28 protein-coding genes and 1 other RNA gene are annotated in these 26,169 nt (G+C 40.9%); 13 read left to right on the forward strand and 16 right to left on the reverse strand.

Features of this window, described 5'->3' with window-relative positions:
* Positions 1–101: 101 nt before the first annotated feature.
* From ribA to ACX3PZ_RS04985, 9 genes are all read right to left on the reverse strand, one after another.
* Positions 102–701, reverse strand: coding sequence for a GTP cyclohydrolase II (ribA, locus tag ACX3PZ_RS04945; RefSeq protein ID WP_459083431.1), 600 nt, complete (start codon positions 699–701; stop codon positions 102–104).
* A gap of 22 nt (positions 702–723) precedes the next feature.
* Positions 724–1,188 carry a hypothetical protein gene (locus ACX3PZ_RS04950; protein WP_459083432.1) on the reverse strand — a complete coding sequence of 155 codons (465 nt, stop codon included), beginning with the start codon at positions 1,186–1,188 and terminating at the stop codon, positions 724–726.
* On the reverse strand, positions 1,185–1,799 hold the full coding sequence (locus tag ACX3PZ_RS04955; RefSeq protein ID WP_459083433.1) for a DUF4254 domain-containing protein: 615 nt from the start codon (positions 1,797–1,799) through the stop codon (positions 1,185–1,187). The genes ACX3PZ_RS04950 and ACX3PZ_RS04955 overlap by 4 nt, the downstream gene beginning before the upstream one ends.
* Positions 1,800–1,816: 17 nt before the next feature.
* Positions 1,817–1,996 carry a twin-arginine translocase TatA/TatE family subunit gene (locus ACX3PZ_RS04960; RefSeq protein ID WP_459083434.1) on the reverse strand — a complete coding sequence of 60 codons (180 nt, stop codon included), beginning with the start codon at positions 1,994–1,996 and terminating at the stop codon, positions 1,817–1,819.
* A 50-nt stretch (positions 1,997–2,046) separates the two neighbouring features.
* The gene (locus tag ACX3PZ_RS04965; protein WP_459112049.1) at positions 2,047–3,630 is read right to left on the reverse strand and encodes a murein hydrolase activator EnvC family protein; all 1,584 of its coding nucleotides are present in this window, start codon (positions 3,628–3,630) and stop codon (positions 2,047–2,049) included.
* Complete coding sequence (locus ACX3PZ_RS04970) at positions 3,627–4,424, reverse strand: DUF4292 domain-containing protein (RefSeq protein WP_459112050.1); 798 nt, start codon at positions 4,422–4,424, stop codon at positions 3,627–3,629. The genes ACX3PZ_RS04965 and ACX3PZ_RS04970 overlap by 4 nt, the downstream gene beginning before the upstream one ends.
* Before the next feature lie 100 nt (positions 4,425–4,524).
* Positions 4,525–5,541: a sugar phosphate nucleotidyltransferase gene (locus ACX3PZ_RS04975; RefSeq protein WP_459112051.1), complete on the reverse strand. Its 1,017-nt coding sequence runs from the start codon at positions 5,539–5,541 to the stop codon at positions 4,525–4,527.
* A gap of 92 nt (positions 5,542–5,633) precedes the next feature.
* A complete protein-coding gene (gene dut / locus ACX3PZ_RS04980) occupies positions 5,634–6,065 on the reverse strand; it encodes a dUTP diphosphatase (protein ID WP_459083438.1) in 432 nt (143 codons plus the stop codon).
* Between the two features lie 5 nt (positions 6,066–6,070).
* Positions 6,071–7,480, reverse strand: a complete 1,410-nt coding sequence (locus ACX3PZ_RS04985; RefSeq protein WP_459112052.1) for a lipopolysaccharide biosynthesis protein — start codon at positions 7,478–7,480, stop codon at positions 6,071–6,073.
* Between the two features lie 402 nt (positions 7,481–7,882).
* On the opposite strand from ACX3PZ_RS04985, the gene ACX3PZ_RS04990 reads away from it, so the two are divergent.
* The 7 genes from ACX3PZ_RS04990 (at position 7,883) to rnpB (ending at position 12,987) form a co-directional block, all read left to right on the forward strand.
* Positions 7,883–9,217 (forward strand): dihydroorotase, encoded by a 1,335-nt coding sequence (locus ACX3PZ_RS04990; protein WP_459083440.1) that lies wholly within the window; start codon positions 7,883–7,885, stop codon positions 9,215–9,217.
* Positions 9,218–9,360: 143 nt separating this feature from the next.
* A complete protein-coding gene (locus ACX3PZ_RS04995; protein WP_459112053.1) occupies positions 9,361–9,810 on the forward strand; it encodes a hypothetical protein in 450 nt (149 codons plus the stop codon).
* A 41-nt stretch (positions 9,811–9,851) separates the two neighbouring features.
* Positions 9,852–10,370: a nitroreductase family protein gene (locus ACX3PZ_RS05000; protein ID WP_459112054.1), complete on the forward strand. Its 519-nt coding sequence runs from the start codon at positions 9,852–9,854 to the stop codon at positions 10,368–10,370.
* Positions 10,371–10,543: 173 nt separating this feature from the next.
* The gene (locus tag ACX3PZ_RS05005; RefSeq protein ID WP_459083443.1) at positions 10,544–11,212 is read left to right on the forward strand and encodes a 30S ribosomal protein S16; all 669 of its coding nucleotides are present in this window, start codon (positions 10,544–10,546) and stop codon (positions 11,210–11,212) included.
* Between the two features lie 142 nt (positions 11,213–11,354).
* Entirely contained in the window at positions 11,355–11,648 is a 294-nt protein-coding gene (locus ACX3PZ_RS05010; protein WP_459112055.1) for a cupin domain-containing protein, read from the forward strand.
* 317 nt (positions 11,649–11,965) lie between these two features.
* Positions 11,966–12,508 carry a ribosome maturation factor RimM gene (rimM, locus tag ACX3PZ_RS05015; protein ID WP_459112056.1) on the forward strand — a complete coding sequence of 181 codons (543 nt, stop codon included), beginning with the start codon at positions 11,966–11,968 and terminating at the stop codon, positions 12,506–12,508.
* Between the two features lie 169 nt (positions 12,509–12,677).
* Positions 12,678–12,987, forward strand: an RNA gene (rnpB, locus tag ACX3PZ_RS05020) — RNase P RNA component class A.
* A gap of 3 nt (positions 12,988–12,990) precedes the next feature.
* Here the strand turns inward: rnpB and ACX3PZ_RS05025 are convergent.
* A complete protein-coding gene (locus ACX3PZ_RS05025) occupies positions 12,991–13,863 on the reverse strand; it encodes a PPK2 family polyphosphate kinase (RefSeq protein WP_459112057.1) in 873 nt (290 codons plus the stop codon).
* Between the two features lie 243 nt (positions 13,864–14,106).
* Positions 14,107–14,523, reverse strand: a complete 417-nt coding sequence (locus ACX3PZ_RS05030) for a DUF1573 domain-containing protein (protein WP_459112058.1) — start codon at positions 14,521–14,523, stop codon at positions 14,107–14,109.
* Between the two features lie 138 nt (positions 14,524–14,661).
* On the opposite strand from ACX3PZ_RS05030, the gene ACX3PZ_RS05035 reads away from it, so the two are divergent.
* The 5 genes from ACX3PZ_RS05035 to ACX3PZ_RS05055 all read left to right on the forward strand — a co-directional run bounded on the left by ACX3PZ_RS05035 (position 14,662) and on the right by ACX3PZ_RS05055 (position 20,669).
* Positions 14,662–17,280 carry a valine--tRNA ligase gene (locus tag ACX3PZ_RS05035; RefSeq protein ID WP_459112059.1) on the forward strand — a complete coding sequence of 873 codons (2,619 nt, stop codon included), beginning with the start codon at positions 14,662–14,664 and terminating at the stop codon, positions 17,278–17,280.
* A gap of 160 nt (positions 17,281–17,440) precedes the next feature.
* The gene (locus tag ACX3PZ_RS05040; protein WP_459112060.1) at positions 17,441–18,079 is read left to right on the forward strand and encodes a DUF4241 domain-containing protein; all 639 of its coding nucleotides are present in this window, start codon (positions 17,441–17,443) and stop codon (positions 18,077–18,079) included.
* A gap of 65 nt (positions 18,080–18,144) precedes the next feature.
* Positions 18,145–19,038 carry a ribokinase gene (locus ACX3PZ_RS05045; protein ID WP_459112061.1) on the forward strand — a complete coding sequence of 298 codons (894 nt, stop codon included), beginning with the start codon at positions 18,145–18,147 and terminating at the stop codon, positions 19,036–19,038.
* Between the two features lie 132 nt (positions 19,039–19,170).
* Entirely contained in the window at positions 19,171–20,025 is an 855-nt protein-coding gene (locus tag ACX3PZ_RS05050) for an alpha/beta hydrolase family protein (protein ID WP_459112062.1), read from the forward strand.
* Entirely contained in the window at positions 20,022–20,669 is a 648-nt protein-coding gene (locus tag ACX3PZ_RS05055) for an HD domain-containing protein (protein ID WP_459083453.1), read from the forward strand. The genes ACX3PZ_RS05050 and ACX3PZ_RS05055 overlap by 4 nt, the downstream gene beginning before the upstream one ends.
* A gap of 18 nt (positions 20,670–20,687) precedes the next feature.
* Here the strand turns inward: ACX3PZ_RS05055 and ACX3PZ_RS05060 are convergent, their stop codons facing one another.
* A complete protein-coding gene (locus ACX3PZ_RS05060) occupies positions 20,688–21,479 on the reverse strand; it encodes a GLPGLI family protein (RefSeq protein WP_459112063.1) in 792 nt (263 codons plus the stop codon).
* Positions 21,480–21,732: 253 nt separating this feature from the next.
* Here ACX3PZ_RS05060 and ACX3PZ_RS05065 point away from each other — a divergent pair, with 253 nt between their 5' ends.
* Positions 21,733–22,323, forward strand: coding sequence for a hypothetical protein (locus ACX3PZ_RS05065; RefSeq protein ID WP_459083455.1), 591 nt, complete (start codon positions 21,733–21,735; stop codon positions 22,321–22,323).
* A gap of 206 nt (positions 22,324–22,529) precedes the next feature.
* Here ACX3PZ_RS05065 and ACX3PZ_RS05070 read toward each other — a convergent pair whose 3' ends face one another.
* From ACX3PZ_RS05070 to ACX3PZ_RS05085, 4 genes are all read right to left on the reverse strand, one after another.
* Complete coding sequence (locus ACX3PZ_RS05070; protein WP_459112064.1) at positions 22,530–22,922, reverse strand: hypothetical protein; 393 nt, start codon at positions 22,920–22,922, stop codon at positions 22,530–22,532.
* Positions 22,923–23,124: 202 nt separating this feature from the next.
* Positions 23,125–24,387 (reverse strand): type II toxin-antitoxin system HipA family toxin, encoded by a 1,263-nt coding sequence (locus tag ACX3PZ_RS05075; protein ID WP_459112065.1) that lies wholly within the window; start codon positions 24,385–24,387, stop codon positions 23,125–23,127.
* A 2-nt stretch (positions 24,388–24,389) separates the two neighbouring features.
* A complete protein-coding gene (locus ACX3PZ_RS05080) occupies positions 24,390–24,656 on the reverse strand; it encodes a helix-turn-helix transcriptional regulator (RefSeq protein WP_459112066.1) in 267 nt (88 codons plus the stop codon).
* A 315-nt stretch (positions 24,657–24,971) separates the two neighbouring features.
* Positions 24,972–26,168 (reverse strand): efflux RND transporter periplasmic adaptor subunit, encoded by a 1,197-nt coding sequence (locus ACX3PZ_RS05085; RefSeq protein ID WP_459112067.1) that lies wholly within the window; start codon positions 26,166–26,168, stop codon positions 24,972–24,974.
* Position 26,169 lies beyond the last annotated feature (1 nt).

Here is a 26,169-nt window from a genome sequence, read left to right on the forward strand (position 1 = left end):
TAGGAAGCGGCCTTTTGTTGCGTTTTATTATTTGAATCAGAAAATCCCCGATTGGGAAATTTTCGTCGTTCCATACGATGGCTGAATAAAAAAGAAAAATGCTAGGACTCTGAATCGTCCTTCAATAGGTGTTTGAAATACGTCCGTTTTACCCGTAAATAGTCCCGGCTCTCATCGGTAGCTTCAATCTGAAGTGGGATGCGAGAGTTTAGTTTAATTCCGCTTTGTTCGACGTATTTGATTTTGTCTGGGTTGTTGGTCAGAAGGTTCACTTCTTTTACATCCAGGTATTTTAGGATTTCAATGGCGACCGAAAAATCACGATCGTCCGCAGGAAGTCCTAACTGTAAATTCGCTTGCACCGTATCAAGTCCTCCTTCTTGTAAGGAGTATGCTCTTAGTTTGTTGATAATTCCAATGTTACGACCTTCTTGGCGTAAGTAGATGAGAATACCTCCGTTTTCTTGTAGGTATTTCATAGCGTAGTCAAGCTGTTGCCCGCATTCGCATTTTTTGGAATGGAAGATTTCTCCTGTCATACATTCAGAATGAAATCGAACGTTTACAGGTTTTGAAAAATCAGTCCCCTCGGCCACTAGAGCCAAATGCGGCATCCAATCGGTTTCAACTTCTGAAAATGCGATAATATTAAAATAGCCAAACTCGGTAGGAACTCTAGATTCAGCTTGTTTTTTGACCATGGTATGGGGTTAGTTTTAAAGGTTATTTACCTCCTGGGGGCCTACTTAGAAGTTCTAGTTGGGCAATGTTACTTTTGATTCTCACCAGATAGCGATTGATTACTTCATCGTCAGAAGGAGAGAGATAGCGTCTTAATTTTTGTATTTTCTTGTAAGAAGATTCGACTTTTTCAAGTGCGCGTTCCTGGCCTACCAGATTGTATGCTTGCGCTGCATAAACGTATTCTTTAACATGGAATTTTAAATCGCCCACTTCGTCATTTAACGCTGAATTCCGGAATTTCGGAAAAGTAGACATGTGAGAGGAAAGCTCCGAGGCATAAAATATTTTCCCTGATTTTTCACTGAATTTAGCGCCTATACTTGACCCTGGGGCCACTCCAGAAGCGGCGTCAATGCTGGATTGAATAGGAGAAAGTGTCACTTTTTCCGAAGAACAGGAGACTAAAAAGGTAAGTAAGGTGATAACTAAAGTTAAAAATTTCATTTTTGCGCATCCTTTCTATATAGGATCGGGTTAAGACTCTCATCGTTATACATCTTCATTTGTTTGTATACCTTCATCTTAACGAAACCGTGCTCTATATCCGTAAGGAGCTGATCGATGGCACTCATTAGGTCGATCTGTTGTTCCAAAAGAACAAGCAGTTTTTCCCTGCACTTCTCCTTATGTTCCTGGCTTGCAGATTCTCTGCTCGCTTCTTGGTCCATATGGTAGATTTTAAGTGCTAAAATCGAAAGCCTATCCACAGCCCAAGCGGGCGTTTCGGTGTTTAAAACCGAGTCCTTGACGGGGACAATGTTTTTGTACTTTTCCAAAAACCAACTGTCAATGTATTCAACAAGGTCAGTTCGATTCTGGTTCGATTTATCAATTCTCCTTTTTAGGGCCAGCGCCTCAATTGGGTCAATTTGCTCGTCTCGGATTAGATCTTCTAAATGCCATTGAACGGTGTCAATCCAGTTCTTTGCATACAAAAGTCGTTCCAAACTGCCCTCCTCGTATGGGTTGCAGTCGGGCGCATCTACTTGATCTGTGATATGATAATGGATGATGGAAAGGTTAAAAACCTCCCATGCTAATTCGGAAAAGGCCATGGGGCACAAGTGTTTTCTTAGGGGTTAGTAGACTCTTCGGATTTTGGATCCTGGCCTTTTTTATCTTCGTCTTTCACCGCATCTTTAAATTCTTTGATGCCGGATCCCACTCCTTTCATAAGTTCTGGGATTTTTTTTGCACCAAATAAAACTACGATAATAAGGGCAATGATTAGTATTTCTTTAAAACCTATCATGAGTATTATTTATTAAGATTATTACAGTGCAAATGTAAACTTTTTTTTAATTATCTTAACCATCCCATGGGATCCACTGGCGTGGTTCCGTTCCAGATTTGGAAGTCTAGCGTGTAAGATCCGTCGAAATCGGCTCCTACCACTCCAATGGATGTTCCTGCCACAACCTTTTGATTTGCGGAAACGGAAACCGATTCTAAATTGGAGTAAATGGTAAAGTAGGTTCCATGGCGTACAACCACTGTTTTTGTTCCTCCGTCTACAAAGACTCTGGAAACAATACCAGGATACACACTTTGGGCTACAGTTCCTCTAGGGACCGCAATTTTAATTCCAGAATTTTCCTCCACAATGTTTTTGAAAACAGGATGAGGTTGGCGTCCGAATCTATGGGTGATGGTTCCAGAAACCGGCATGGCGAGTGATCCTCGGTTGGCGGCAAAGTTTCCTGCGGAAGTTTTCCCAACTCCGTACGCAGTCATCGTTTTGGCTTCGACAGCCTCTTTCGCATCTTCATTTGCTTTGGAGAGTTTAGCCTCGTTCGCTTTTGCTGCAGAGAGTTTGTCTGCAGCCGCTTTTGCTTTCGCAGCCGCTTCTGCTGCATCTTTTGCAGCCGCAATTCTTATTTCTTCCGCTTTGTCCGCTTCGTCTGCTTTTCGGGCATCTTGCGCTTTCTTCGCATCCGCCGCTTCTGCAAGACGGGTTTTCTCAGCTTCTTCTTTCGCTTTTTTGTCGGCGATGTCTTGAAGTCGTTTCGCCTCTTCTTCTGCTTTTTTCTTAGCGGCTTCTGCCTGCGCAATTTTTGCGCGGTTCGCCGCTTCAATTCTTGCCTTTTCGCGATCGGCAATGATTTTCGCTTGACGGGCAGCTTCTGCTCTTGCTGCTTTTTCCGCTTCTTCTTTTACTTTAGCCAGACGAATTTCTTCTTGGATAATGCTTCTTAATTTTCCTTCAAGAGCTCTGGATTCTGCCTGCTTTTGTTTTAGTTCTTTGGATAGCTCTACTTCATTTATTTTGAATTGAGCTAAGAGTCCCTCTTTTTGCTTTCTTTCTACTTCAATGGTAGAAAGCTCCGTTTGTTGAGAGCGAAGTAGAGTTTCCTTGTCTTGTACAGATCTCTGACGAGATTCAATGTTCATTTCAATTTTCTGAGCGACGCCCATAATTTCAGCGGCTTTTTGGTCTTGAAAATTGCTATAGGTTTTTAAATATTGAGCGCGTCGAATGGCCTCTCCTAGGTTTCTAGAGGATAGAATAAAAGTGACTTTGTTTTGGACCCCTTTGTTTTTGTAGGCTTTTACAAGAACTTCCGCATAATTTTTACGAAGAGTGGCGAGCTCTCGACGTTGGCGATTGATTTCAAGTTGCTTTAGATAGATATCGTCCTCAATGAGGCGTTTTTCCTTTTGGGTGTTTTGGTAGACCTTTTCTCGAAGTTTGATTTTCTTGTTCACTTCCTCTAAGTAGGCCACGGACAATTTCGCCTCGCTTTTGGCTTTGGCTAAATTGCTATTGATCTTTGCGATCTGTTTTTTTAATTCGTTGTTTTGCGCTTGAAGCTGAGTTTTGCTCTGGGAAAAACCAAGCACGAAGCACAGTAGGGAAGCCCCTAAAAAAAGTTTCTTTGCTGTCATTTAATTGTCACTTTTTTGTAACCTGAAGGCACGCTATAGGGCGTAGACATTTTTGTAAGTTCAAATTTCGTGTTTTCTATCTCCACTTGACTTTCCTTTTTGCCTTTTATTATTAGTTTAACATTTTTCGCAAAACGTTCTTTACCCACCGCCTCAAAGTTAGAATAATACACCTCGAGCTGATTCGGCGAGTTTATTTGTTGCAATAATACTTTTTTTAAATCAAAATTGGAAGCATATTCCAAACTTATTTGATACTCTTCACTGCTCTCACTTGAGCCAAAGCGCTGGTTTTCTTTGGAAACGAGGGTGTAAGACGAGGTCCCTTTGGTTAATTTAAAGTCCTTCGAATCGATAGGAAGGAAGGTTTTTCCCACAAGTAATTTTTGAAGGGATTGTAAATCTATGAAATCCACACCCAAAAGGGAATTTAAATAGTCGTAAGAAGAGTCTATATAGGTTTTGTTCCATTTTTCATATCCTTTAAAGCCCTCTGGTGTGGCTACACCACGAGCCACACTTAAAAACAGAGCGGAGAAATTCATCCAGACTTTCTCATCCTTCTCTAGGTAAATCGTGGCGTCAATCGTAGGCAAAAATTTTCCGGTCTGTGCATTGATTTTACTTGAGATTTTAAGGGTTTCAAATTCGGGCGCTCGATTAATGTCTGTCCATAGAGCTTTCGCATCTACTTCTTTATTAATGTCCGTGGGATTGGTTACCTTGGATTGGCTCGTGCAACCAAGTACAAGAAGAAGCGTAACGAAAGAAAGAAAAAGTATATTTGATTTCATATGTGTAGGGTTTTAAAGGCAAGTGCAAGTTTAAAGCCAAAACACACAACCCTCAAAGGTTGTGTGCTAGCTTATAGGTTGCTTTAGAACAGGTACCGCTCTATTTGGATAAGAAATCCAAAACGGAAAAATCTCCTAGAGAGATTTCTCTTGAAACGCCGTGATATTCCGCTGAATTTCCAATCATGGAATTGCTTAAATTCCCGTGGTTGATCGTGGTTTTCTCTTGTATAAGGGAGGTGTCAATATTTGAATTTTCAATGATGGTATTGTTTCCTATGGACACGTTAGGTCCCACTTTTGAGTTCTTGATTTTCACATTCTCTCCAATAAAGCAAGGAGGAATGATCAAACTATTTTCAATGACCGCAGAAGCCGGGAAGTTTGCAAACCCTTCTTTTTCGTACCCTAGGATTTTGCTGTTCGTTTCCACAGTAGCATTTTTGTTTCCACAGTCCATCCAGTCGTCGACTTTGCCTAGAGAAAATTTCGCTCCATTGCTCCGAAGGTTTTCTAAAGCCGTGGTTAATTGAAATTCTCCTCCTACTTTAAGGTCCTTATCCATGATGTCGTTAATCTCCTTCATCAAAGTTTCTGCAGACTTAAAATAGTAGATGCCGATAATGGCTAAATCCGAAACGAATTCTTTTGGTTTTTCTACAAAATCTGAAATGAAACCCTCATCGTCAATTTTCACAACGCCAAATGCACTTGGATCCTCTACTTTTTTCACCCAAATTACGCCGTCAGAAGTTTTGTCTAAATCGAAATCTGCTCTAAATAGCGTATCCGCAAAAGCCACCACCACATCTCCTTGCATCGAGGCTTCTGCACATTTGATGGCATGGGCGGTTCCTAAAGGTTCGTCTTGGGTATAAACTGTGCCTTTTGCTCCTAGTTTTTCTGCCAGTGCAATTAGGTGAGCTTCTACTTCCGCTCCGAAATCTCCAATGATAAAGGCAATTTCTTCAATGGGTTCGTTTGCAACCTTCGCAATGTCTTCTACGAGGCGCTGAACGATAGGTTTTCCACCGATTGGAATTAAAGGTTTTGGAACCGTAAGTGTATGAGGTCTTAGTCGAGAGCCTCTTCCGGCCATGGGAACGATTATTTTCATAAAGGAGTGTGTTTTAAATTTTAGTCAAGTGTTCGTTTTTCGAATTTTACTTAAAGGGATGAAATGTAGGGGAAAACCCCTAGAATGGAATTCTATTTTTGGGTACTTCCAAAGCCCCCGCTTCCTCTGCTCGAATCGCTTAGGGTTTCTACAACTTCCCATTCGGCGCATTCGTGCTGAGCAATCACCATCTGGGCAATTCGTTCGCCGTCTTGAATCGTGAAATTTTCTTTGGATAGGTTGATAAGGATGACGCCCACTTCACCTCGGTAATCGGCATCAATAGTGCCGGGAGAGTTTAGAACTGTAATTCCATTTTTAATCGCAAGTCCACTTCTGGGTCTTACCTGCGCTTCGTAGCCTTTGGGAAGCTCAATGGAGAGTCCTGTGGGAATAATCTTGCGCTCAAGGGGCTCGAGCGTGATCGGGGATTCTAAAAAAGCGTAAAGATCCATACCGGCCGCGCACGGCGTTTGGTATTTTGGAAGTTCGTGTGAGGAGCGATTGATTACTTTTATCTTCATTGTTTTCAATTCTTTTTTAATAGGCCTCTTTGACTGTAGAGAATGGAGAGGGTAAATATCAAGAAAATTCCATTCCCAATCCACAAATTCGCATTAAATAATTGGTACGAAACAAAAGAGAGGCCAATTAAGCCGGCTAAAGTTAAACAAATTCTTCGAGTGGGATAGGGTATCGGATAGTATTTTTGACCTAAGAAGTAGGAAAGTACCATCATGAGGAAGTAGGCTCCTAAGGTAACATAAGCCGAGACCATAAACCCGTACTCTTTTAAAAATAAGAAGTTTAACACAAGGGTGACAAGGGCCCCAATCCAAGAAATATAAGTCCCAAAGATCGTACGATCCGTGACTTTATACCATGTGGAGAGGTTGTAATAGATTCCAAAAAATAAATTCGCGACGATGATAATAGGAATGATATCGACCGCTTTCCAATAGGCTGCGTTCGGAATAAAGAGAGTTTTAAGCCAAGAAAGGTTCGCAATTAATCCCAGAGCCATGATGGAAGCAAAGTAAGTGAAGTACTCGGTAATCTTTGCATAGGTCTGTTTTGCGTTCACTTCGTTCATTTGTTTAAAGAAGTAAGGCTCGATACCCATTCGGTACGCGGTCACAAAAAGTGTCATAAGTACGGCAAGTTTGTATGCACCTCCATAAGCGCCTGCATCCTCGGCCGGAATCATATAAAGTTGCATTACTTTGTCTAGATTCTCATTGGTCATAAAGGCAAGTCCTGCGATCATGACTGGCCATGCGTACTTTATCATCCTATGAAAGAGGGATTTGACAAATTGAAATCTTACCTTTAAAACAATGGGAAGGAGCATGAGAATGCCAAACAAAGAGCCAATCAAATTACTGTAAAAAGTAAACGATACGTTATGGGTAAGTCCCATGCTCTTGGAGAGTTCGCGCGGAATCCAAAGGAAAAGCGCAATCACAAACACGGTGTGGATGACGCTTTGCGCCACTCGAATGGCGGAATAAACCATGGGTTTGTTATGAAAACGCAAATAAGCAAAAGGAATAATACAAACGGCATCAAAGAAAGCGATCCAAGCCATCCAACGAATGTACTCAGGAGAAGCTCCATAGCCCATAAACCCAGCAATGGACTGCGTAAAGAGAAGACAAACTGTTAGAAACACCGCCGCATTGATTGCTACAAACCAAAACGAAGTATTGAAGGTCTTTCTCTCCATGTCCTTTTCTGCTGCAAATCGGAAGTAGGCCGTTTCAAATCCAAAGGTTAGAAAAATATTGACAAAAGAAATGATTGCATAGAGATTCGTGAACTGCGCAAATTCACCGGGATTGATGAAGTTAATGTACAGTGGATTGAGTAAAAACACGATGACTCGCGGAAGGATGGCTCCAAGTCCGTAGATCAGTGTTTCGCTTAATAATTTTTTCAAATCCAATGAATTTTGGACAAAGGTAAAAAATAGGACGGATTTCCTCGTTTTAAATCTCACTTCTCAGCGAGACTTCCTTTGGTCCTTCGTACGAATATACCGCTTTTTGACATAAAGGATAGAGAGGGCGCTATTTTGCGCCTTAAAATGAAATAAGCAAGATAGAGAACGGACCTTAAAACTTGTGCGAAGATTAACTTGCCCCTGTTTTGATTCCCTGGAAGTGGAAGTAGGTAGGATTTCCTCCCATAGAGAGAAAAATCGCATTCTTTTTTTGTAATTTTGAGGCGCTTCCAAAGGAATCCATTTGAGGAAAGGAAACGTCTACTCTTTTTCAAAGGAATTGGGGTCTAAAAGGAAGAGCAAAAACACCCCTAGGGATTAAATTTCAATAGAATACTTATGAAAACGCTAATACGAAACGCTCAAATTGTAAACGAAGGAAAAATTTTCAAAGGGGATGTCCTACTCGAAGCGGACCGGATTTTGAAAGTAGGTGCCGAGTTGTCCCTAGAGAAGGTCGATCGAATAATTGAGGCCGAGGGACTTTATTTGTTGCCTGGAGTCATTGATGATCAAGTTCACTTTAGAGAACCTGGACTCACCCACAAAGGCACCATTGAATCCGAAAGCAGAGCGGCGGTCGCAGGAGGCGTGACGAGTTTCATAGAACAGCCCAATACAGTGCCCAATGCGGTCACGCAAGAACTCTTGGAAAATAAATACGAGATCGCTAGCAAAAGCGCTTATGCCAATTATTCCTTTATGATGGGAGGCACCAACGATAATTTAGAGGAGGTGCTAAAAACCAATCCTAAAAATGTAGCCGGCATCAAACTTTTCCTTGGGTCTTCTACAGGAAATATGCTTGTAGACAATCCCGAAACCTTGGAGAAGATTTTCTCTAGTACGAAGATGCTCATTGCGGTGCATTGCGAGGATGAGCAAACCATTCGACAGAATACAGAGAAATTCAAACAACTCTATGGAGAGGATATCCCCGTAGAATTTCACTCTGAAATTCGGAGTGCTGAGGCGTGCTATATTTCTTCTTCGAAAGCCATAGAGCTTGCAAAGAAAACCGGCGCGAAACTCCATGTGTTTCATGTCTCTACGGCGATGGAAACGGAGCTTTTCCGAAACGACATTCCTCTGAAAGATAAGAAAATAACAGCGGAGGTTTGTGTGCATCACTTATGGTTTAGTCAGGAAGATTACGATACGAAAGGAACACTGATCAAATGGAATCCAGCTGTGAAAAGCGCCAAAGACCGAGACGCGCTTTGGGAAGCCTTGTTAGACGACCGAATTGATGTGATCGCGACCGATCATGCTCCACATACCTGGGATGAAAAACAACAGGTTTATACCAAAGCTCCTTCCGGAGGTCCTTTAGTTCAACATTCCCTCGTCGCTTTGCTTGAGTTCTACCATCAAGGGAAAATAACCCTTGAGAAAATCGTGGAAAAGATGTGTCACAATCCGGCCATCCTTTTTGAAATTAAGGACCGAGGCTATGTAAAAGAGGGCTACAAGGCAGATCTAGTTTTAGTAGATCTCAATTCCCCTTGGGAAGTGACCAGAGAATCGTTACTCTACAAATGCCAATGGTCCCCTTTTGAAAAGCAGAAGTTTGAAGCCAAAGTGACCCATACGTTTGTCAATGGTCATTTAGCATATGAGAAGGGGGAAGTGAGCGAACAGAAAGCAGGAGAAAGACTTTTGTTTGATCGATAAAAGAAGCCGTCTTTCCTAGGAGAACCTCTAAAGAAGGGGGCTTAGCAGCGGAGTTCCACTATAGTGCGCCTTTTTTTTGACTTTCTATTGCAATCGCATAAAAGGGAAATGGTGAAATAAAAGGAATTCTCTACATTTGGAATGTGCTAACAGGAAACTACAGTAAAGCAGAGCTTCGAGAATTCGTAAAGCAAACCCTCTCCGGAAAAGTTAAAACTCTGGAGTACTACCGCGAATTTACTCGCGAAGCTAGCCAAGACATTAAAAAGACCACGAAATACGACAGCATTCGAGAAGAGTTGCAGCAGGAACTGTATCATTTGGATCGCCAAATGGCGAGTCTAAAAAAGATGCAAAAAGAACTTGAGAAAGTAATCTCTTCCCCCACACAGAGAATTCAAAGGGGTTCCCTTGTAATCACCAACAAAGCCCGATTTTATATTTCTGTTTCCTTAGGGGAGATCTTCTTCGATGGGGATCGATACTATGCAATTTCCATTGAAAGTCCGATGGCACAAATTCTACTTGGGAAAAAGAAAGGCGAGCAGTTTAAGTTAAATAACATTACCCAAAGAATAGAAGAAATCTACTAAGAATACTTTTCTTAATTGAGATATCGAATTATCTTTGGCTCATGAATTCACAAGAAGTACTTAATCAAATTATAAAAGGCCGAAAGAGCCGATTCCCAAAAGATTATAACGGTCAGCCCATTGATCCAGAGGTCCTAAATGAAATTTTAGATTCTGCAAATTACGCTCCTAACCATAAGCGAACACGCCCATGGCGTTTTCAAGTTTTTCAAGGGGAGCAGAAAAATAAAATGGGAGAAAGACTGGCAGAGGTTTACAAAGAAACCACAAGGCCAGAGGTGTTTCTTGAAAAAAAATACCACGATATTTCCCTAAAGTGGGAGCAGTCGGATGCCGTGGTGTCCATTGTGGTGAACTATTCAGGACTGGTTCCTCAGTGGGAAGAAATTGCAGCCGTTTCCATGGCGGTTCAAAACATGTATTTAACGGCAAGCGCCGCAGGAGTGGGAGCGTATTGGTCTTCTCCAGGGCTAAAAGATCACATGGGCCCAGAGCTCAAAATGGAGGAGAACCAATATTGTTTAGGCTTTTTCTTCATGGGGTCACTAGATCAAGAATAGAGGCTCTGAGACTCAGGAGTTTCCCGCTAAGTTACCCCTAAAGAAAGTCTTTTTCAAAAAACTTCAATATTTTTTTGAAAATAGAAGGGTAACAGAAGGTTACTTGAGAAAAATAACTTAAATTTGCAGACTCAAAATGTTAACCGGGACGAGTTTCCCAAAATTTTAAACTTATGTCAGTAAAAATTAGATTACAAAGACACGGTAAGAAAGGTAAACCTTTCTTTCACATTGTGGTAGCAGACGCGAAAGCTAGAAGAGATGGACGTTACATCGAAAGACTAGGTATCTACAACCCTATCACCAATCCAGCGACTATTGAATTGGACGTGGATAAAGCAGTACTTTGGTTAAACCAAGGAGCTCAGCCTACCGATACGGCAAGAGCAATTCTTTCTCACAAAGGAGCTCTTCTTAAAAAACACCTTCAAGGGGGTGTAGCAAAAGGAGCTTTTGATCAAGCAGAAGCAGACAAAAGATTTGCAGCTTGGGCAGAAGACAAAGACAAAGCGGTAGAAGGACAGAAACAATCATTAAGCTCAGCGAAAGAAGATGCGAAAAAAGCAGCTCTTGAAGCAGAAGCGAAAGTAAACGCGGACAGAATAGCAGCTCAAGAAGCTGTAGTTGCAGAAGCAAAAGCAGCAGAAGATGCAGCGAAAGCAGAAGCAGAAGCTCAAGCAAAAGCGGAGGCAGATGCAAAAGCAGCAGCGGAAGCGGAAGCAGCAGCTCCAGTAGCAGAGGTTGCTCCAGAAACTGAGGCTCCGGCAGCAGAGGAGGCAGCTCCAGAAGCTCCAGCAGCAGAAGAAGCAGCTCCAGAAGCGGAGGGTGAAGCGAAAGCATAAGCTCTTACAAAGATTCTTATACAAAAGGTGTTACTTCGGTAGCACCTTTTTTTTGTTTGAATGAGTACTGATATAAATCAGAATGCCTTCTAATATCCAAGCGAATGGGTACCTTAGTAGAATAAACCCAAAAGTAGAAGATATGAATAATTCTGTCAACCCTACCGTAAAGCTTCTCTCTGCGGGAGAGTCGCTTACGCTAAAGCAAATGAGTGGAAATGAGGGAGAAATGCTCCCGAGGCATTCTGCTAGTTTAGAATCCGTCGTTTATATGAAGACTGGGGAAATCCTATTCCATATGAATGACAAGGCCACTCTACTTCGAGAAGGAGATTCCCTTATCGTACCGCCAAAAACTTCCCATCAAATTGAGGTCATTAAGGATTTTGAGGCGCTGCATTTTATGCCTAAAGAAATTCGATTTATTTTTGAGTAAAGTCTTTGGAATTCTTTGAGCTATGCGAATAAAAGGATATCCTCAAAACAAAATTCAATCTATACCCTGACAAAAACTTTGTGTTTGTCAGGGATTAGCCTGACAAATTTTCCAAACCATCCTTGTCAATAATCCAGAGACTGAATTTTATTATTGCTTCGGAAATGCAGTACCTTATAACAAATATAAATTCACTCAATTTAATTAGAACAATTCTCTTAAATTTGCACACAAGAAACTTTTTGGACCTAAGGCATGCTAATGAAGAGGTCTTGAACATTCTTAGAACTAAATTATAATTTGAAAATACAACTGTTTTGAATAAAGAAGATTGCTACTTGCTAGGAAAACTTACTCGCCGTCATGGACTTGCGGGCAATGTGGTTTTAAAGTTAGATACAGACCAGCCTGAGCTCTATAGTAAGCTAGAGGGGATCTTTGTCGAGATTAACGGAATGCTTGTGCCTTTCTTTATTGAGAAGCAGCAGTGGTTAAAAGGGGATTCAAAATTGGTTTTTTTCAAAAATGCCTCCGAATCACAAATTGATCAAGTTCTAGGGAGAGAGGTTTATTTGCCTTTGTCTACACTTCCTAAACTTTCTGGTAAGAAGTTCTATTACCACGAAGTCGTAGGTTTTGAACTTTTGGATCAGCACGGAGCTAACTTCGGCGTCATTCAATCGATCAACGACCAAACCGCGCAGCATTACTTTTTAACGAATCTTGAGGGTAAACAAGTAGTGGTCCCGATTATCAAGGATTGGATCTTAGACGTTAATCGAGAAGTAAAGACCATTACAATGGAACTTCCAGAAGGTCTTATGGAAGTCTTTACTCAACCTGCAATTAAGGACGAGTAGAATTCTAAGGTCTCAAATCCCTCCTGTTTTCAAGTAAATAGTGAGCCGTAACTCTTGTTACGGCGGATACTACTCATTTGATTTTTAAGAATTGAAGCGAGATTTCCTATGGAGACCGCTGCACTCCGATGCGTAAAAAAAGCTCAAAATAAAGTATCTTTGCCATCCATAAGAAATTCGGCTTGTTGATTCTTCCTTTGGAAGGGTAGGAAAGTCCGGACACCGTAGGGCAGTATAGCGGATAACATCCGTCCGCAGTGATGCGAGGACAAGTGCAACAGAAAGTATGTACAGTTCGGCTGTAGTGAAACCAGGTAAACTCTATACGGTGCAATGGTAAGTATATCGGCAATTAAGGGCGGCCCGTCCAATGCCGAGGGGTAATCAGCTCAAGTAAGGCAGCAATGCCTTGCGTAGATAAATAACAAGCATCGCCCTTTAGGGCGATACAGAATCCGGCTTATAGAATTTCTTATGGGTTTTTATTTTTCGCTCTCTAACGCCTTTTTTGCCTCAAGGAGCTCCTTCTTTCTCTCTTTCGGGAAATCTGGAAACGAAAGGTCCATTTCTTCAAGCGCATCAATAATAATTTGAACCGCGGCTACTCTAGCAAACCACTTTTGATCGGCAGGAACGATAAACCAAGGAGCATGGTCTTTGGAGGTTTTCGATATCGCAGTCTCATAAGCGTCTTGGTATTCATTCCAAAGCGCCCTTTCTTTTAGATCGCCATGAGCAAACTTCCAGTTTTTTTCTTCTTCATTCAATCGATCCAAAAAGCGCTCTTTTTGTTCGTCTTTTGAAACATGCAAAAATAACTTCACGATTTTCGTTCCGTTGCCTGCCAAATGCTTCTCAAAATGCTCAATGCTTTCAAAGCGATCTTCCCAGAATTGGGTGTCAAATTCTTTTACGTCGTCCCATACTTTTTCGCTCAAATTGTACTCAGGATGCACTTTGCAGACCAAAACGCTTTCGTAGTGGGAGCGGTTAAAGATTCCGATTTTTCCTTTTGCAGGAAGGGCGATTGTATGTCGCCATAGGAAATCGTGAGAATATTCCTTCGTGCTTGGCGTTTTAAAGGAGGTGACTTCACAGCCCTGTGGATTTACCCCACCAAAGACATGTTCAATTAAACTGTCTTTGCCGGCGGCATCCATAGCTTGGAGGATAATAAGGAGCGACTTTGAACCGTCCGCGTAAAGTTTTTCTTGGAGTTCGTAGAGTTTTTCCTTCTCTAATTTGAGTAGGGCCTTTCCTTGGGCTTTGGTAAGCTCACCCTCGTAGCGGGTGCTATGCTTTTCGAGTTTAACCTTGCCTTTTGCGCGGAAGTTATCGCTGAAATCTAAATCCATCCTTAGCTGTGTTTAATTAAAAATCATTTTGTGTCTTAAAGGTCTTCAGACCTCGTTTCTATGAAAGCAGAAGGAAAACCTTAAATGGTTCCTTGCTTACTTTAAGGTTAAAATTAGTAAATAATTTAGAACCGCAAGGCTTTCCTTCCCTAAAATAAAAAAAGCGCAGAGACGCTAAAGTCTCTACGCTTTTCATTTTCTTTAGGGGAAATGGGCCAAAATTAAAATTTCAATTCTCTTTTCTTATTTTCCAGCTTTCTTCCCTTTTGGGGCTGCATTAGCAGGTACTTCTCCTTTCGGTTGAACGTTTCCTTTGATGTAAAGTGTGGCTCTACCTTGTTTCGGGTCGTTCGAATACACCTCAATTAGTTTGGTGAACTCTCCTTTTATTTTGGTGTCGTAGCCTACTTTGATTTTCGAGCTTTTTCCAGGTAGTACAGGCGCTTGGCTCCATTCTGGAGTCGTACAACCGCAAGCGGCTTGTACTTTATTAATGATTAGAGGTTTGTCTCCTATGTTTCTAACATTAAAATAACGATGTCCGTCCGATCCCATTTCAATAATTCCGTACTCAATGGTGGTTTTATCAAATGCAATTTTCTGTGCGTACGTAGTGGCAAGTGCGCCTGCCACAAGTAAGATTGATAATAGTTTTCTCATAATATGTAAGTATTTATACTTTGGAAAATCCTTCGCTTGGATAAATTCCAAGGGACAAAGTTAAAAATATTTTGATTAAATGTTTTTAAATTTTTGTTTTGCCTATTTTTGCACCTAGGAAATTAAAAATTAGAGTTTATGCCACTTAATGACAAATACAACCCTTCCGAAACAGAAGAGAAATGGTACCGCTATTGGAGTGAGAACGGGTATTTTAAAAGTACCCCTGACGATCGTCCCCCGTACACGGTGGTGATCCCCCCTCCCAATGTGACCGGAATTTTGCATATGGGGCATATGCTAAACAATACAATTCAGGATGTTCTTGTGCGCCGCGCAAGAATGAGAGGCTACAATGCTTGCTGGGTACCGGGAACGGACCACGCATCCATTGCTACAGAAGCAAAGGTAGTGGCAAAGCTAAAGAGCGAAGGGGTTGAAAAGAAAGACCTGACCAGAGAACTGTTTCTTAAGCATGCATGGGATTGGACAAACGAGTATGGCGGCACTATTTTAGAGCAACTTAAAAAACTTGGAGCCTCTTGTGACTGGGACCGTACACGCTTTACCTTAGAACCTAAACTTTCTGAGCAGGTAATTAAATCGTTTGTGGCTTTGTACCGCAAAGGACTTATTTACCGTGGACACCGAATGGTGAACTGGGATCCTGAAGCGCAGACCAATATCTCGGACGAAGAGGTTATTTACAAAGAGCAAAACGGAAAGCTTTATTTTCTGAAATACAAAGTGGAAGGAAGCGAGGAGTTTCTTACGGTTGCGACCACTAGACCCGAGACCATTTTTGGAGATACCGCAATCTGCGTGAATCCCGCAGATGAGCGTTACGCTCATCTAATGGGAAAAAACGTAATTGTGCCTATCGTAGGAAGAGTCATTCCTGTGATTAGTGATGACTATGTGGATTTAGAATTTGGAACTGGGGCATTGAAAATCACCCCTGCTCACGACATCAATGACTACGAAATTGGTCAAAAGCACGGTCTGGAGCTAATTGATTCTTTAGACTCGGAAGGAAAATTAAATGAGCACGGACTGCATTATGCAGGCAAAGAACGTTTTGTGGTTCGTAAAGAGATTGCAAAAGAACTTGCGGAAAAGGATTTGCTTCTAAAAGCAGAAGACTACGTGAATAAAGTCGGTACTTCGGAGAGAACCGGCGCTGTGATTGAGCCTAAAATCTCCGTGCAGTGGTTTTTGAAAATGGACGGACTCGCAAAACCCGCATTAGACGTGGTGATGAACGATGAGGTTAAATTCCATCCTGAGAAATTTAAAAATACCTATCGACACTGGATGGATAACATCCGGGACTGGAACATATCTCGTCAATTGTGGTGGGGACAAAGAATTCCTGCCTTTTATTACGGATCCGGCGAATCGGATTTTGTCGTTGCGGAAACCATCGAAGAGGCGCTTACTCTTGCCAAAGAAAAAACAGGGAATTCTTCCCTTACCCTTTCTTCTTTGTCGCAAGATGAAGACGCGCTTGATACCTGGTTCTCTTCGTGGCTTTGGCCTATGTCCGTATTTGATGGACTGCTTGACCCTGAAAACAAAGACATTTCGTATTACTACCCAACCTCAGACCTAGTTACAGGTCCGGACATTATCTTTTTCTGGGTGGCTCGTATGATTATGGCTGGACAAGAGTTTAGAGGAGAAGTGCCGTTTAAAAATGTATACTTCACAGGAATCGTTAGAGACAAGCAAAGACGCAAAATGTCGAAATCCCTTGGGAATTCACCCGATGCGCTTAAATTAATAGAGCAGCACGGTGCGGACGGCGTTCGCGTGGGAATTCTATTAAGTTCAGCGGCAGGGAATGACCTTCTGTTTGATGAAGATTTAATGCTTCAAGGACGAAATTTTGCAACCAAAATATGGAATGCCTACCGACTCATGGAAGGCTGGGAAAAATCGGAAGATATTAAAGCGAGCCAAGGAGATCTTCAAACCATGGATTGGTTTGAAAACAAACTGGACAAAACCATCGTGGAGATCAACGAGCAGTTCGAGAAATTTAGAATTTCAGATGCACTTCATTTATTATACAAACTGATTTGGGATGATTTCTGCTCTTGGTATTTAGAGGCCATTAAGCCTAGCTATGGTGAGAAGGCTTCAAAAGAAGTTTACGAGCGTAGCATCGGATACTTTGAGGAGCTATTAAAACTGCTTCACCCGTTTATGCCGTTCTTAACAGAAGAACTTTGGCAAAATGCGGGGGAAAGAAATGCAGAGGAGGCGCTCATTATTGCGCAACAATCGGAAGGGAAAGCGTTTGATGAAAAGATCTTAAATGACTTTGAACTGACAAAAGAAATAATTTCTGGAGTACGAAACTACCGCCAAAGCAAAGGGCTTTCTCCAAGAGAAGCGGTAGAACTTTACACCAGCAGCAAGAACCTTGCGAACCTTCCGGTTCTCGAGAAACTTGCAAACTTGGAAAGTGTTCATTTTGAAAGCAAAACGTCTCTGCCTAGCTATACTTTCCTTGTGGGGAACCAGGAGTTCTCGATTCCTTTAAGCGAGACCCTCGATTTAGAAGCAGAAAAGGAGAAAACACAGGAAGAAATCACGTACCTAAAAGGATTTTTAAAATCTGTCGAGAAAAAACTTTCGAATGAGAAATTCATGAGCGGAGCTCCTGAAAAGGTAGTGGAAATGGAAAGAAAAAAACATAAGGACGCGGAAGATAAAATCGCGTTGTTGGAGCAAAAGCTCCTTACCCTTTAATTACGGGAAGCAGCACAAGTGCGCAAAGCTTAAAGCCCCAAGGAAATCTTGGGGTTTATGTATCTGAAGTCAACAGGAAGTAGGGGGAAATGATTTCTATTTTCAATGGGACTTTACTTTGGCATTGTTTTGCTTTGTCTATACTTAAGAATTGAACGATATGGAACCCATCGAGAATATAAAGAAACTTTTTAGCCGCAATTTCGTAGAAAGTCCACTTCTAGAGACTTTTGAAGCAGGGATGCTTCATCTTCCCACAGGGGAGCTCGTGGCCTGTGATCCTTTAATCACAAGCGACATGAAGCCTTTTACGCGTCGACTTAAGTCAGGCGATTACCCTATGCTGATTCACAAGGAGAGAGAAAGCAGCTGCGTAGCCTACATAGAGCTCGTATGCGCGGACACTCCCGTTGTGGATTGGGAGTTAGGGCTTACGCAGGGACAAGATCCAAAAGAACTTGCCTCGGGTGAAATTTTTGGTTTTCCTGTGGAATCAGGAATGGCCGCTTACATGGACAGCGATACGCAAAACGAACTTTCTCTATTAGAGCAAACGCTCTACGAAAGAAAAGGAGTGGATTTTATGGGACTGTATGAGGAGTTTTTTCACGAAGAATTTTTTGATGAAAATGGCGCGATTGATCAGTTTGCTCTTTTAACTCCAAATAAGGAGAAGAAAGGACAAGTGTTTGCCTTTGAGGCAGGCTACGGAGAAGGCTTTTACGCAAGCTATTTTGGACTTGATTCAAGTGGTGAAATTGTCAAGGTCGTAAGTGAGTTTATCGAAGTCGGCAGTTAATTTTGTCCTAAAAGTTTGAGTCTTACTCTTGAATGCCCTAAATTTGTTATTTAACCTCAATTGCAATGCGTAATACCTCTAAGCAACCTAAAATTATCGTGGTGGGCAGTAGCTCCGTGGATTTGGTGTTAAACACCAAAACCCATCCCGAACCTGGCGAAACCGTTTTAGCGTACAACAGCGAATATTTTTTTGGCGGAAAAGGTGCCAATCAGGCCGTAGGTACGGCAAGATTGGGTGCGAATGTATCCTTTATTGGATGCGTAGGAAAAGATTCCAAAGGCCAGCAAATTTTAGATAATCTGAAAAAGGAGGGGGTCGATGTATCTCATGTGGTACAAACAAGCGAGGCCGCAACTGGTTCCGCCTATGTTTCTGCTTCGGAAGGGAAGAATGCCATCGTAGTCGTTCCGGCTGCAAACCACCTTTTAAAACCTTCTGATATTGAGGCTGCAGAAAAGGAATTTGAATCCGCAGATCTTGTGCTCATTCAATTGGAGGTTCCTATGGAAGTGGTTGAGGCCACCGCGAAACTAGCGCAGAAGCACAATTTAAAACTTGGGATCTATGCCGCTCCTGGACTGAGTCTTTCCTTAGAGACCCTACGATATGCCTCCTTCATTGTGGCAAAAAGTGTAGATCTTCCGATTGTCTTTGCCAACTGCAATGAAAAGAATTTAATCAAATCCTTTGCAAACGTACTTTTTGTACGAGACGATAGCAATTCCACTACTTTTTACAACGGGTCTGAAATGCGCTATTTAAGAAATGACCACGACGAGATTCTTCACAAAATGGGAATGGGAGATGCGTTCACTTCGGGATTTGCACTAGCCTTCTGCCAAGGAAAATCCACAGAAGAGTGCGTAAAGTTCGGAAATAACGTTTCTCTAAAAGTAGCGATTAATCGAGGCTCACAGGCAGGACTTCCTTTCTTAAAGGATCTCGATTCTCACTAAAACTATATTCAGAGCATACAGTCTATGGGCTCCTTTTAAGTGAAGTAATTAAAAAACTTCCATATTTAAAGAGACTTTTGTAGAAGGCGCTAATTGAGTGGTTCTTCTAAAATTAGAAAGTCCCGAGTTCTTATGAAAACAAGTATAACACTTAGTGCAAAGGACGGCTATTCTTTAGCTACCACCCTTTTTACCCCCGCAGATCCAAGTTCGAAACTAGTGGTTATTAACTGCGCAACCGGCGTAAGGCAACAGGTCTACTATTCGTTTGCTACCTACCTTTGTGAAGAAGGATTTCACGTCTTATGTTACGATTATAGAGGAATTGGACTATCTAAGAATGGAGATATACGGAGCCTAAAAGCTACGATGCGAGTTTGGGGCGCACTCGATTTCAAAGCAGTCACAGACTACATTGAGCAGAACTATAGTGGATTTGAAACCTATTTGGTAGGCCATTCGGTGGGAGCTCTTATCCTGGGAATGAACGAGGATTCAAAGAACTTTGAGAAATTTGTATTTGTCTCTACGCAAAATGCGTATGTCGGGCATTTAGACTTAAAAACAAAGCTCTTAGGACTCGCAGGGTTCGGACTGCTTGAGCCGCTTACGACAAGTGTACTTGGCTATTTTCCAGCTCCGTTTTTTGCCTTAGGAGAGCCTCTCCCCAAGGGAGTAAGCAAGGATTGGAGAACCCTAATCCTTCACAGAAAATCCACTGGAAAACTGCTCGATAAGAGCGAAGTGGATGTGTCCAAGAGTTTAAATCAAAAGACCTTGGTCCTTTGGGCGAGTGATGACGCATGGCTCACCAAGTCCGGAGTCGAAGATTTACTAGACCGAACCTATCCTAATTTAAAACCCACTTATGACTTGTTATTTCCGAAGGACAGTCCAAAAGAAGACATCGGACATGTGAATTTTTTCCGGTCCTACAACAAAGTGCTTTGGAAACGAGTTCTTACTTTTTTACACGATACAAAATGAACGAAACCATAGAGAAAACCATAGACTTTGTAAAAAAGCAGCTTGAGGGAGCGGAAGCAGGCCATGACTGGTTCCATATCGAGCGCGTATGGAAAAATGCGAAGTTAATTGCAGAGGATACGAGCTGTGAAAGGGAAGTCGTTGAACTAGCTGCACTTTTGCACGACATTGCAGACCCAAAATTTCATGACGGCGATGAAACTTTAGCCCTACGCATTTCTAAAAAGTTTCTAGACTCAATTGGAGTGAAGGAGACTATCACAAATCAGGTGCTCTATATTATTGAACATATATCGTTTAAAAATAGGGAGAATTCTCCAAAATCGAGACCGATTGAACTCGATATCGTCCAAGATGCAGATCGATTGGATGCCATCGGAGCCATTGGAATCGCAAGGACCTTCAATTTTGGTGGATTTAAAAACAATCCCATGTACGATCCTAATCAAAAACCCAGTTTGAACATGTCCAAAGAAGAGTATAAGAAGTCTAATGGGACTACAGTTAACCACTTCTACGAAAAACTCCTTCTTTTAAAGGATCTTATGAACACCCCAAAAGCAAAAGCGTTGGCCGAGCAGCGTCATGCGTTTATGGAGCAGTTTTTAGACCAGTTCTTTAACGAGTGGGAAGGGAAAGTATAGGATGAGAAATCAGCGGTCTTAGGGATAGGGAATAGCGTCCTTTAATTCTACCGGATTGTTGTCTGCCCGAAGATCTTTTTGAATACTCTCTTTTCTCACTTTCAAATTGGATAGGGAGCTTACTTCGCCAGTATCGCGAATTGGGTTCTTATAATAATCGATTAGTAGCTTAGATCGCTGCGCTTTACTTATTTGTAGCGGTTCTTTAAATTGATAATCGACATTCAAATTCTCTTCTTTTTTTATTCCCGTGAAGTTAAACTCATAATCCCCTTTCGAGTCTTTCATCGATAAAATAAGACCAGGCAGTCCATAGAAAACGGACGGGCCTTCTGCAATCGAAATGTCAGGGGTAAACCAAGCTTCCCACTCCCTACCTGAATGGCTTAAAAGAGCTTTTTGAACTTTGTATTCGCCGACCGTTTTGGTTTCGGAAGTGATCTTCCAATCAAGTTTAGGTAGGGGACTTTTCGTTTTATATATTTCTCGTGCAAGACGAAGATATTCAGAGTAGGTTTTTGCCTCATGGTCTTTTTTCACCATCTGTTTGAAATTCAAAGAACGTGGAGGCAAAAGACCATTGGACAGGGTCTGCGTTTGTGCAAGAGAATCTCCTTCATAATGCTTACGGTTAAGAAATATAGATTTTGATTGATCGACCAGCAGGATCATATCCGTTTTGCTCAGTGTAGTGGCCGCTGGACCCCTTTTAAAGTTCATCTCATAGGAAATTTTGTACTTCTGTGCCGATACAAGTCCAAAGAACAAGAGTAGGAAGAAGCCAAGCGCGAGCGAAAGATTATTTTTCATACTGGATATAGTTTACAAGTTTGTTAGTACCTAGGTCCATACTATCTAAGGATCCAAGGCTAAATAAAAATACACTTTATTTTTCAACGCATAGGTACTCTTGTTGAGATAAATGCATAGATCCTTCCTTTTAGGGTTCAGCGGGTTAAATAATCAATGTTGAGTGGGTTTTACACGCATTTTTTTACTAGGTCAAAGGATTTACGAAGGATCGGGACTCACCTAGAAAGAAGATTTACTATCTTTGCCCCCGATGGAGAATTTCGTTTTTATCGTCTTTTTGCTACTGTGCTTTGCTATTCTGCTTTCAACCGTGAAAAGGAGAAAGCATAGTGTAAAGGTGCGTTTGGTGAGAGTCGTAATTGTCCTAGGGGCGAGTGCTTTTTTTGCGTACTGGTTCGTACAGAAGAGTTACGATCAGCTTGTTCCCAACTCCATGGCGGTACAAATCATTAACAAGCTGCCACAGCCAGTTGATTTTTACGCAATTAAACTAGATTCCACAAAACTAGATTCCGAAAAATTCGACCTGCGTCATGCGGGTAAGATTCGCTCTGAGCATTACCGACTTGAATACTTGCAAATGGACAACTCGGATGAGTACTGGCTTGCCGGATACATTGGAAAAAAGAACTTAGTGTATTTTTCGCAGCATGCGGTTCCCAATAAAAACATGGACCAAATTATTGAAATCAATAATTACATTAACCAGAGTTTAAAACTTTCACAAAAGGCGATGACCTTAGTGGAAGCCAAAAGAGTAAGCGATATGAGTACTTCCGTATGGGTTACTCTTTCTTTACTTCTTTTATTTCTAAACACCGCACTTCTTTTCAAGAAGTGATCTTATTTTTTCGAAAGGTTGGCTGATTGTTTTATTTAAACCCGTATACTTTTCAAAATTCTCTAAGCAGTTAAATTTCTAGAAATCATCCTATTTCATAAGAAGCGCTACTATGTATATAACAAAGCTCTCTTAAATTTTAGTTTATTTAAGGGACTAATTTGAATTTTAAAACTGAAACAGGTGTTTTAGCAGGAGAGAATTTTTTATTTTATCGAGCGAACCTGCGCTTCAAAAGACTTTAAATTCTTGCTGTATTTGTAAAAGCTTGCTCCAAACAAAAGGAAGTATGCGGCTAAAATGACGAAATGGACAGTGGGATTTCCCATTGGGCTTTTTAATACAAAATACACTATGGCAAATGTCATGATAGCGAGAAAAAGAAGGTTTAGAAGAATCGCACTTGAAAAACTCATTTGCAAAGATCCCGAGAGAAAATTCCATCCCGTGAATCGATTGGAGAAGTTTAAACTTCCCTCAGGAGATTTTGATACAATAACTTCTTGTACGGAATTAAGCCTTACAGTTAGCTTCTCTTGTTTTTCCTGATACTCGTACTCGTAGTGGTTAGAATTGAGATAATTGATTAGAGTATTCATGCGTACAGAATTAATAATGGTTTTACCTATTGTCGGTGTGTTGTTTACTTCAGACTCTAATTTAAGGAAAGAATTAATAATATGCAATTTTCTGAATTGAAATCTAAAATAAATTTGCTCAGAGGAGCAATTCTCCATTATATCAGTTGGTTATGCAGTTACTAGACAAATTATAAAAGAGCTGCAAATACCTGCCCTAATTCTATAACTGAATAAATTCAGCTTCAATTTTATCAATCACTTTTTGTGGAATGTCTTGTTTCTCTGCAAGCGGTCTAAATAATTCAGTCGCCGCAAGCATACGATCCATAATAGCATTCGGATTTTTCACGGTAAACTGATCGGCTATCTTTAGTAAGTCCTCTCTGGTAATAGCACTTCTTTTTCCATTGATTGACATCGCTCGTGAAACCCTTATATAATTCTTTAAAGCATCTAGCGGATACGTCAGATCATAGGCTGGCGCTAGATTCCAACGGTCTTTATCTCTGTTATATATGAAGGCGAAGTTCTTCAAATGATCATCAATATTGGCAAAAACCAAATTAAAAACCATTCGCTTGAAAAGTTGTTCTATATCTTTATGAGGAAGCCTAAGATCGACTGATAATCGGAAAAGATTTTCATAAGTAGAATTTTCTGGTTTCTTAAAGTCCCAACCCGTCATTCCAGAAGCGGTCAAAACATGTTGTTTCTCTCCTTCTAGCCGATCAAACCGTAGGGTCGCAAAATGCTTATCATCAATCATTTTAGAGTCCATCATTTCAATCCCTAAAGATTTGGCAATTTGGTAGTAAATAAACTCTACTTTTTCCTTAGAATATCCTTCGTTTTCATCAATCGACAATTTGATAAGATAGTGATTGTACTCTATTGAAGTTTCTAAATCACCCGCTTTTAACTGGCCTGTTTTTTTATGTTCTGAAACCAAAATTTTGGGTCTTGCACCGCCAGCGGATGTTCCAATTTTGAAAATATTTAGTAGCGCCACGTCGCTCAATCCTTTTTCTTCAACAGCTGTTTTAACGTCAAGTACTTTTTTAACCACTTCCGCAATTTCTGCGACATTAATCGTTGTGCTAGAGGTAAGATCTTTGGCAGGAATAAATTCTAAAGCTCCCATTCCCCTTTGACCTACATAGGTGAGTTGCTCTAAGGGAGAAATGTTCTTAATATCTTTATGGCTTGCTTCTAACCATTCTTTAAAAACGATGTTTCCAAAATAGTCAGGCAAAGAATCTGCAATCATCGGTGGCAAACCCCGAAAAGTTTCACCTTCAAATTCGGAAAAGACCTGAACATTTGGACTTCTCCTAATGACATAGGGGAACAGCCTTTTATACAAATCCATCTCTAAAAACGCCGGATTATACTGGAAAGATGATTTGCGCTGATCTTCATCATAGCCAACTTTCCCAATCTCTACCCCTTGAAAATGAACAGAAATAATTTGATTTTTAGCCATACTTAATACATGGATTGGTTATTGGAAAGATTTTCCATTTTATTTTCAATAAATTGATTTAAGCCTTTCATTTCATCGAAATATTGTAAAATTTTCAATAATGTTTCGAGCGTAGGATTTTCTCCGTTTTCGAGATTTGCTATGGTGAATCTCGATAGCTCCAGCTCCTGAGCTAATTCCTGTTTGGTGAGACGTTCTGCTTTGCGCATCATTCGACACCAAGACCCAATATTGGTTTTCATTTCTTTTATCGTAATCGAATCGAGCATACTATTGTTTATTATAATAAACAAATATACTAAAAAACAGATACTTTGATAGATTTAATAAACAAAAATCAAAATAATTATTCTGATAGCTTTTCCTTAAAGCAAATTGCCGCAGTTTATAAACTTATGAAAACAATAGAACTAATGCTATATTGACAATAGCAATCGGGGAGCAAAATGTCGTTTGAAATAATTGAAGTGTTGTGCGTTGTAAGAACAAAAATTTTTTGTGGGTTCTATAAAACAGGTCGAAAAAAAAATTCTGAAACCCGCATTTGCCAGCTCCAGAATTTCACAATTATAATTAGGTTTTTTTTACTTGCTTTGCTGCTCTTTTAGAGCTTCTTTATCCTTATCGCTTGGATTCCATACTTTGACTTCAGAGTCTTTTGTAATACCGGATAGAATTTGTACGTTGATTCCATCACTGGCTCCTAATTTTACAGTGCGTTTTTTAAAGGAACCGTCCGGTTGTTTTACTTCGACGAAAGGAGTGTCCTTTCCCTTGACTTTTTCATATTGAATAAGTGCTTCTTCCAAAAGTAGTGCATTTTTTTGAGAACTCAGCACAATTTCCCCGTTTGCAGAAAATCCAGCACGAATGTATTCATTGTCAGGATTAAAGACGTCCCCTTCGACAGGGAATTTAATCGTGCCGTTCTCATCCTTCCCTTTGGGTGCAATCATAGTAAGTTTGCCCGGGAATTTTTTGTTTTGAAGGGCGCCGATGACGATGTTTAAATCCATGCCTTCTTTTAGTTTTCCAGCCTGAGCTTCATCGATTTGTCCTTCAAAGATAAGAGAATTTAAATTAGCGACCGAAGCAATGGTTGTACCTGCGTTAAAGGAGTTGGCTTCAATCACCTGGCTACCCACTTTGACAGGTACGTCTAGTACCGTTCCTGTAGCTTTCGAACGAATCTGTGTAGTGGCCATTCCTTGAAGTTCAGGAGTAACTCCCGTTCTTGCAATTTGAAGACTTTTTCTCGCCGTAGAAAGTTGTTGGTTTGCATTGTTTAATTGAATCTGTGCACTTTGCAATTGCTGCTGAGCTGTAAGGAATTCTTGTTTTGAAATGACTCCCTGCGTATAGAGCTTTTGCTGCATATCAAACTGCTGTCTCTGATTCGCAAGATTTGCTTTTGCATTGCTAATCTGAAGATTTGCATTGTTAACTTCTTGCATGGAAGCATTTACGTTCTGCACACTTGGCACGATCTGAATCGTGGCAATAAGTTGTCCTGCGGTCACATGGTCTCCTTCTTTCACTAGAATTTTGTTGATAATTCCAGGCATGTTGGGTTTGATTTCAATCTCCTCTCTAGGAACAATCTTCCCTGTGGCCATTACCTTATCGTCCATGTCTTTGATGACTGGTTTTTTGGTAAGGAATACTTCGCTCTTACTTGAGTTAGAGCTAACAAGGTAAGTGATTCCTGAAATGAGGCCTACGGCTAGTAAAAGACCTAGGAAAATGTAAAGGGCTTTTTTCAGGGTGAACTTCTTTTTCATA

It is taken from the genome of Chryseobacterium sp. A321 (assembly GCF_054489265.1).

Excerpts from the sequence above, each read along its gene's own strand:
- ACX3PZ_RS05080 (WP_459112066.1), bottom strand. The coding sequence starts at position 24,656 with ATGCTCGATTCGATTACGATAAAAGAAATGAAAACCAATATTGGGTCT.
- ACX3PZ_RS05070 (WP_459112064.1), bottom strand. The coding sequence starts at position 22,922 with ATGAATACTCTAATCAATTATCTCAATTCTAACCACTACGAGTACGAG.
- ACX3PZ_RS04990 (WP_459083440.1), top strand. The coding sequence starts at position 7,883 with ATGAAAACGCTAATACGAAACGCTCAAATTGTAAACGAAGGAAAAATT.
- ACX3PZ_RS04965 (WP_459112049.1), bottom strand. The coding sequence starts at position 3,630 with ATGACAGCAAAGAAACTTTTTTTAGGGGCTTCCCTACTGTGCTTCGTG.
- ACX3PZ_RS04950 (WP_459083432.1), bottom strand. The coding sequence starts at position 1,188 with ATGAAATTTTTAACTTTAGTTATCACCTTACTTACCTTTTTAGTCTCC.
- ACX3PZ_RS04960 (WP_459083434.1), bottom strand. The coding sequence starts at position 1,996 with ATGATAGGTTTTAAAGAAATACTAATCATTGCCCTTATTATCGTAGTT.
- ACX3PZ_RS05005 (WP_459083443.1), top strand. The coding sequence starts at position 10,544 with ATGTCAGTAAAAATTAGATTACAAAGACACGGTAAGAAAGGTAAACCT.
- ACX3PZ_RS05075 (WP_459112065.1), bottom strand. The coding sequence starts at position 24,387 with ATGGCTAAAAATCAAATTATTTCTGTTCATTTTCAAGGGGTAGAGATT.
- ACX3PZ_RS04955 (WP_459083433.1), bottom strand. The coding sequence starts at position 1,799 with ATGGCCTTTTCCGAATTAGCATGGGAGGTTTTTAACCTTTCCATCATC.
- ribA (WP_459083431.1), bottom strand. The coding sequence starts at position 701 with ATGGTCAAAAAACAAGCTGAATCTAGAGTTCCTACCGAGTTTGGCTAT.
- ACX3PZ_RS05025 (WP_459112057.1), bottom strand. The coding sequence starts at position 13,863 with ATGGATTTAGATTTCAGCGATAACTTCCGCGCAAAAGGCAAGGTTAAA.
- dut (WP_459083438.1), bottom strand. The coding sequence starts at position 6,065 with ATGAAGATAAAAGTAATCAATCGCTCCTCACACGAACTTCCAAAATAC.
- ACX3PZ_RS04975 (WP_459112051.1), bottom strand. The coding sequence starts at position 5,541 with ATGAAAATAATCGTTCCCATGGCCGGAAGAGGCTCTCGACTAAGACCT.
- ACX3PZ_RS05060 (WP_459112063.1), bottom strand. The coding sequence starts at position 21,479 with ATGAAAAATAATCTTTCGCTCGCGCTTGGCTTCTTCCTACTCTTGTTC.
- ACX3PZ_RS05055 (WP_459083453.1), top strand. The coding sequence starts at position 20,022 with ATGAACGAAACCATAGAGAAAACCATAGACTTTGTAAAAAAGCAGCTT.
- ACX3PZ_RS05050 (WP_459112062.1), top strand. The coding sequence starts at position 19,171 with ATGAAAACAAGTATAACACTTAGTGCAAAGGACGGCTATTCTTTAGCT.
- ACX3PZ_RS05035 (WP_459112059.1), top strand. The coding sequence starts at position 14,662 with ATGCCACTTAATGACAAATACAACCCTTCCGAAACAGAAGAGAAATGG.
- ACX3PZ_RS05065 (WP_459083455.1), top strand. The coding sequence starts at position 21,733 with ATGGAGAATTTCGTTTTTATCGTCTTTTTGCTACTGTGCTTTGCTATT.
- ACX3PZ_RS05030 (WP_459112058.1), bottom strand. The coding sequence starts at position 14,523 with ATGAGAAAACTATTATCAATCTTACTTGTGGCAGGCGCACTTGCCACT.
- ACX3PZ_RS05085 (WP_459112067.1), bottom strand. The coding sequence starts at position 26,168 with ATGAAAAAGAAGTTCACCCTGAAAAAAGCCCTTTACATTTTCCTAGGT.
- ACX3PZ_RS04970 (WP_459112050.1), bottom strand. The coding sequence starts at position 4,424 with ATGAAATCAAATATACTTTTTCTTTCTTTCGTTACGCTTCTTCTTGTA.
- ACX3PZ_RS05000 (WP_459112054.1), top strand. The coding sequence starts at position 9,852 with ATGAATTCACAAGAAGTACTTAATCAAATTATAAAAGGCCGAAAGAGC.
- ACX3PZ_RS05040 (WP_459112060.1), top strand. The coding sequence starts at position 17,441 with ATGGAACCCATCGAGAATATAAAGAAACTTTTTAGCCGCAATTTCGTA.
- ACX3PZ_RS05010 (WP_459112055.1), top strand. The coding sequence starts at position 11,355 with ATGAATAATTCTGTCAACCCTACCGTAAAGCTTCTCTCTGCGGGAGAG.
- ACX3PZ_RS05045 (WP_459112061.1), top strand. The coding sequence starts at position 18,145 with ATGCGTAATACCTCTAAGCAACCTAAAATTATCGTGGTGGGCAGTAGC.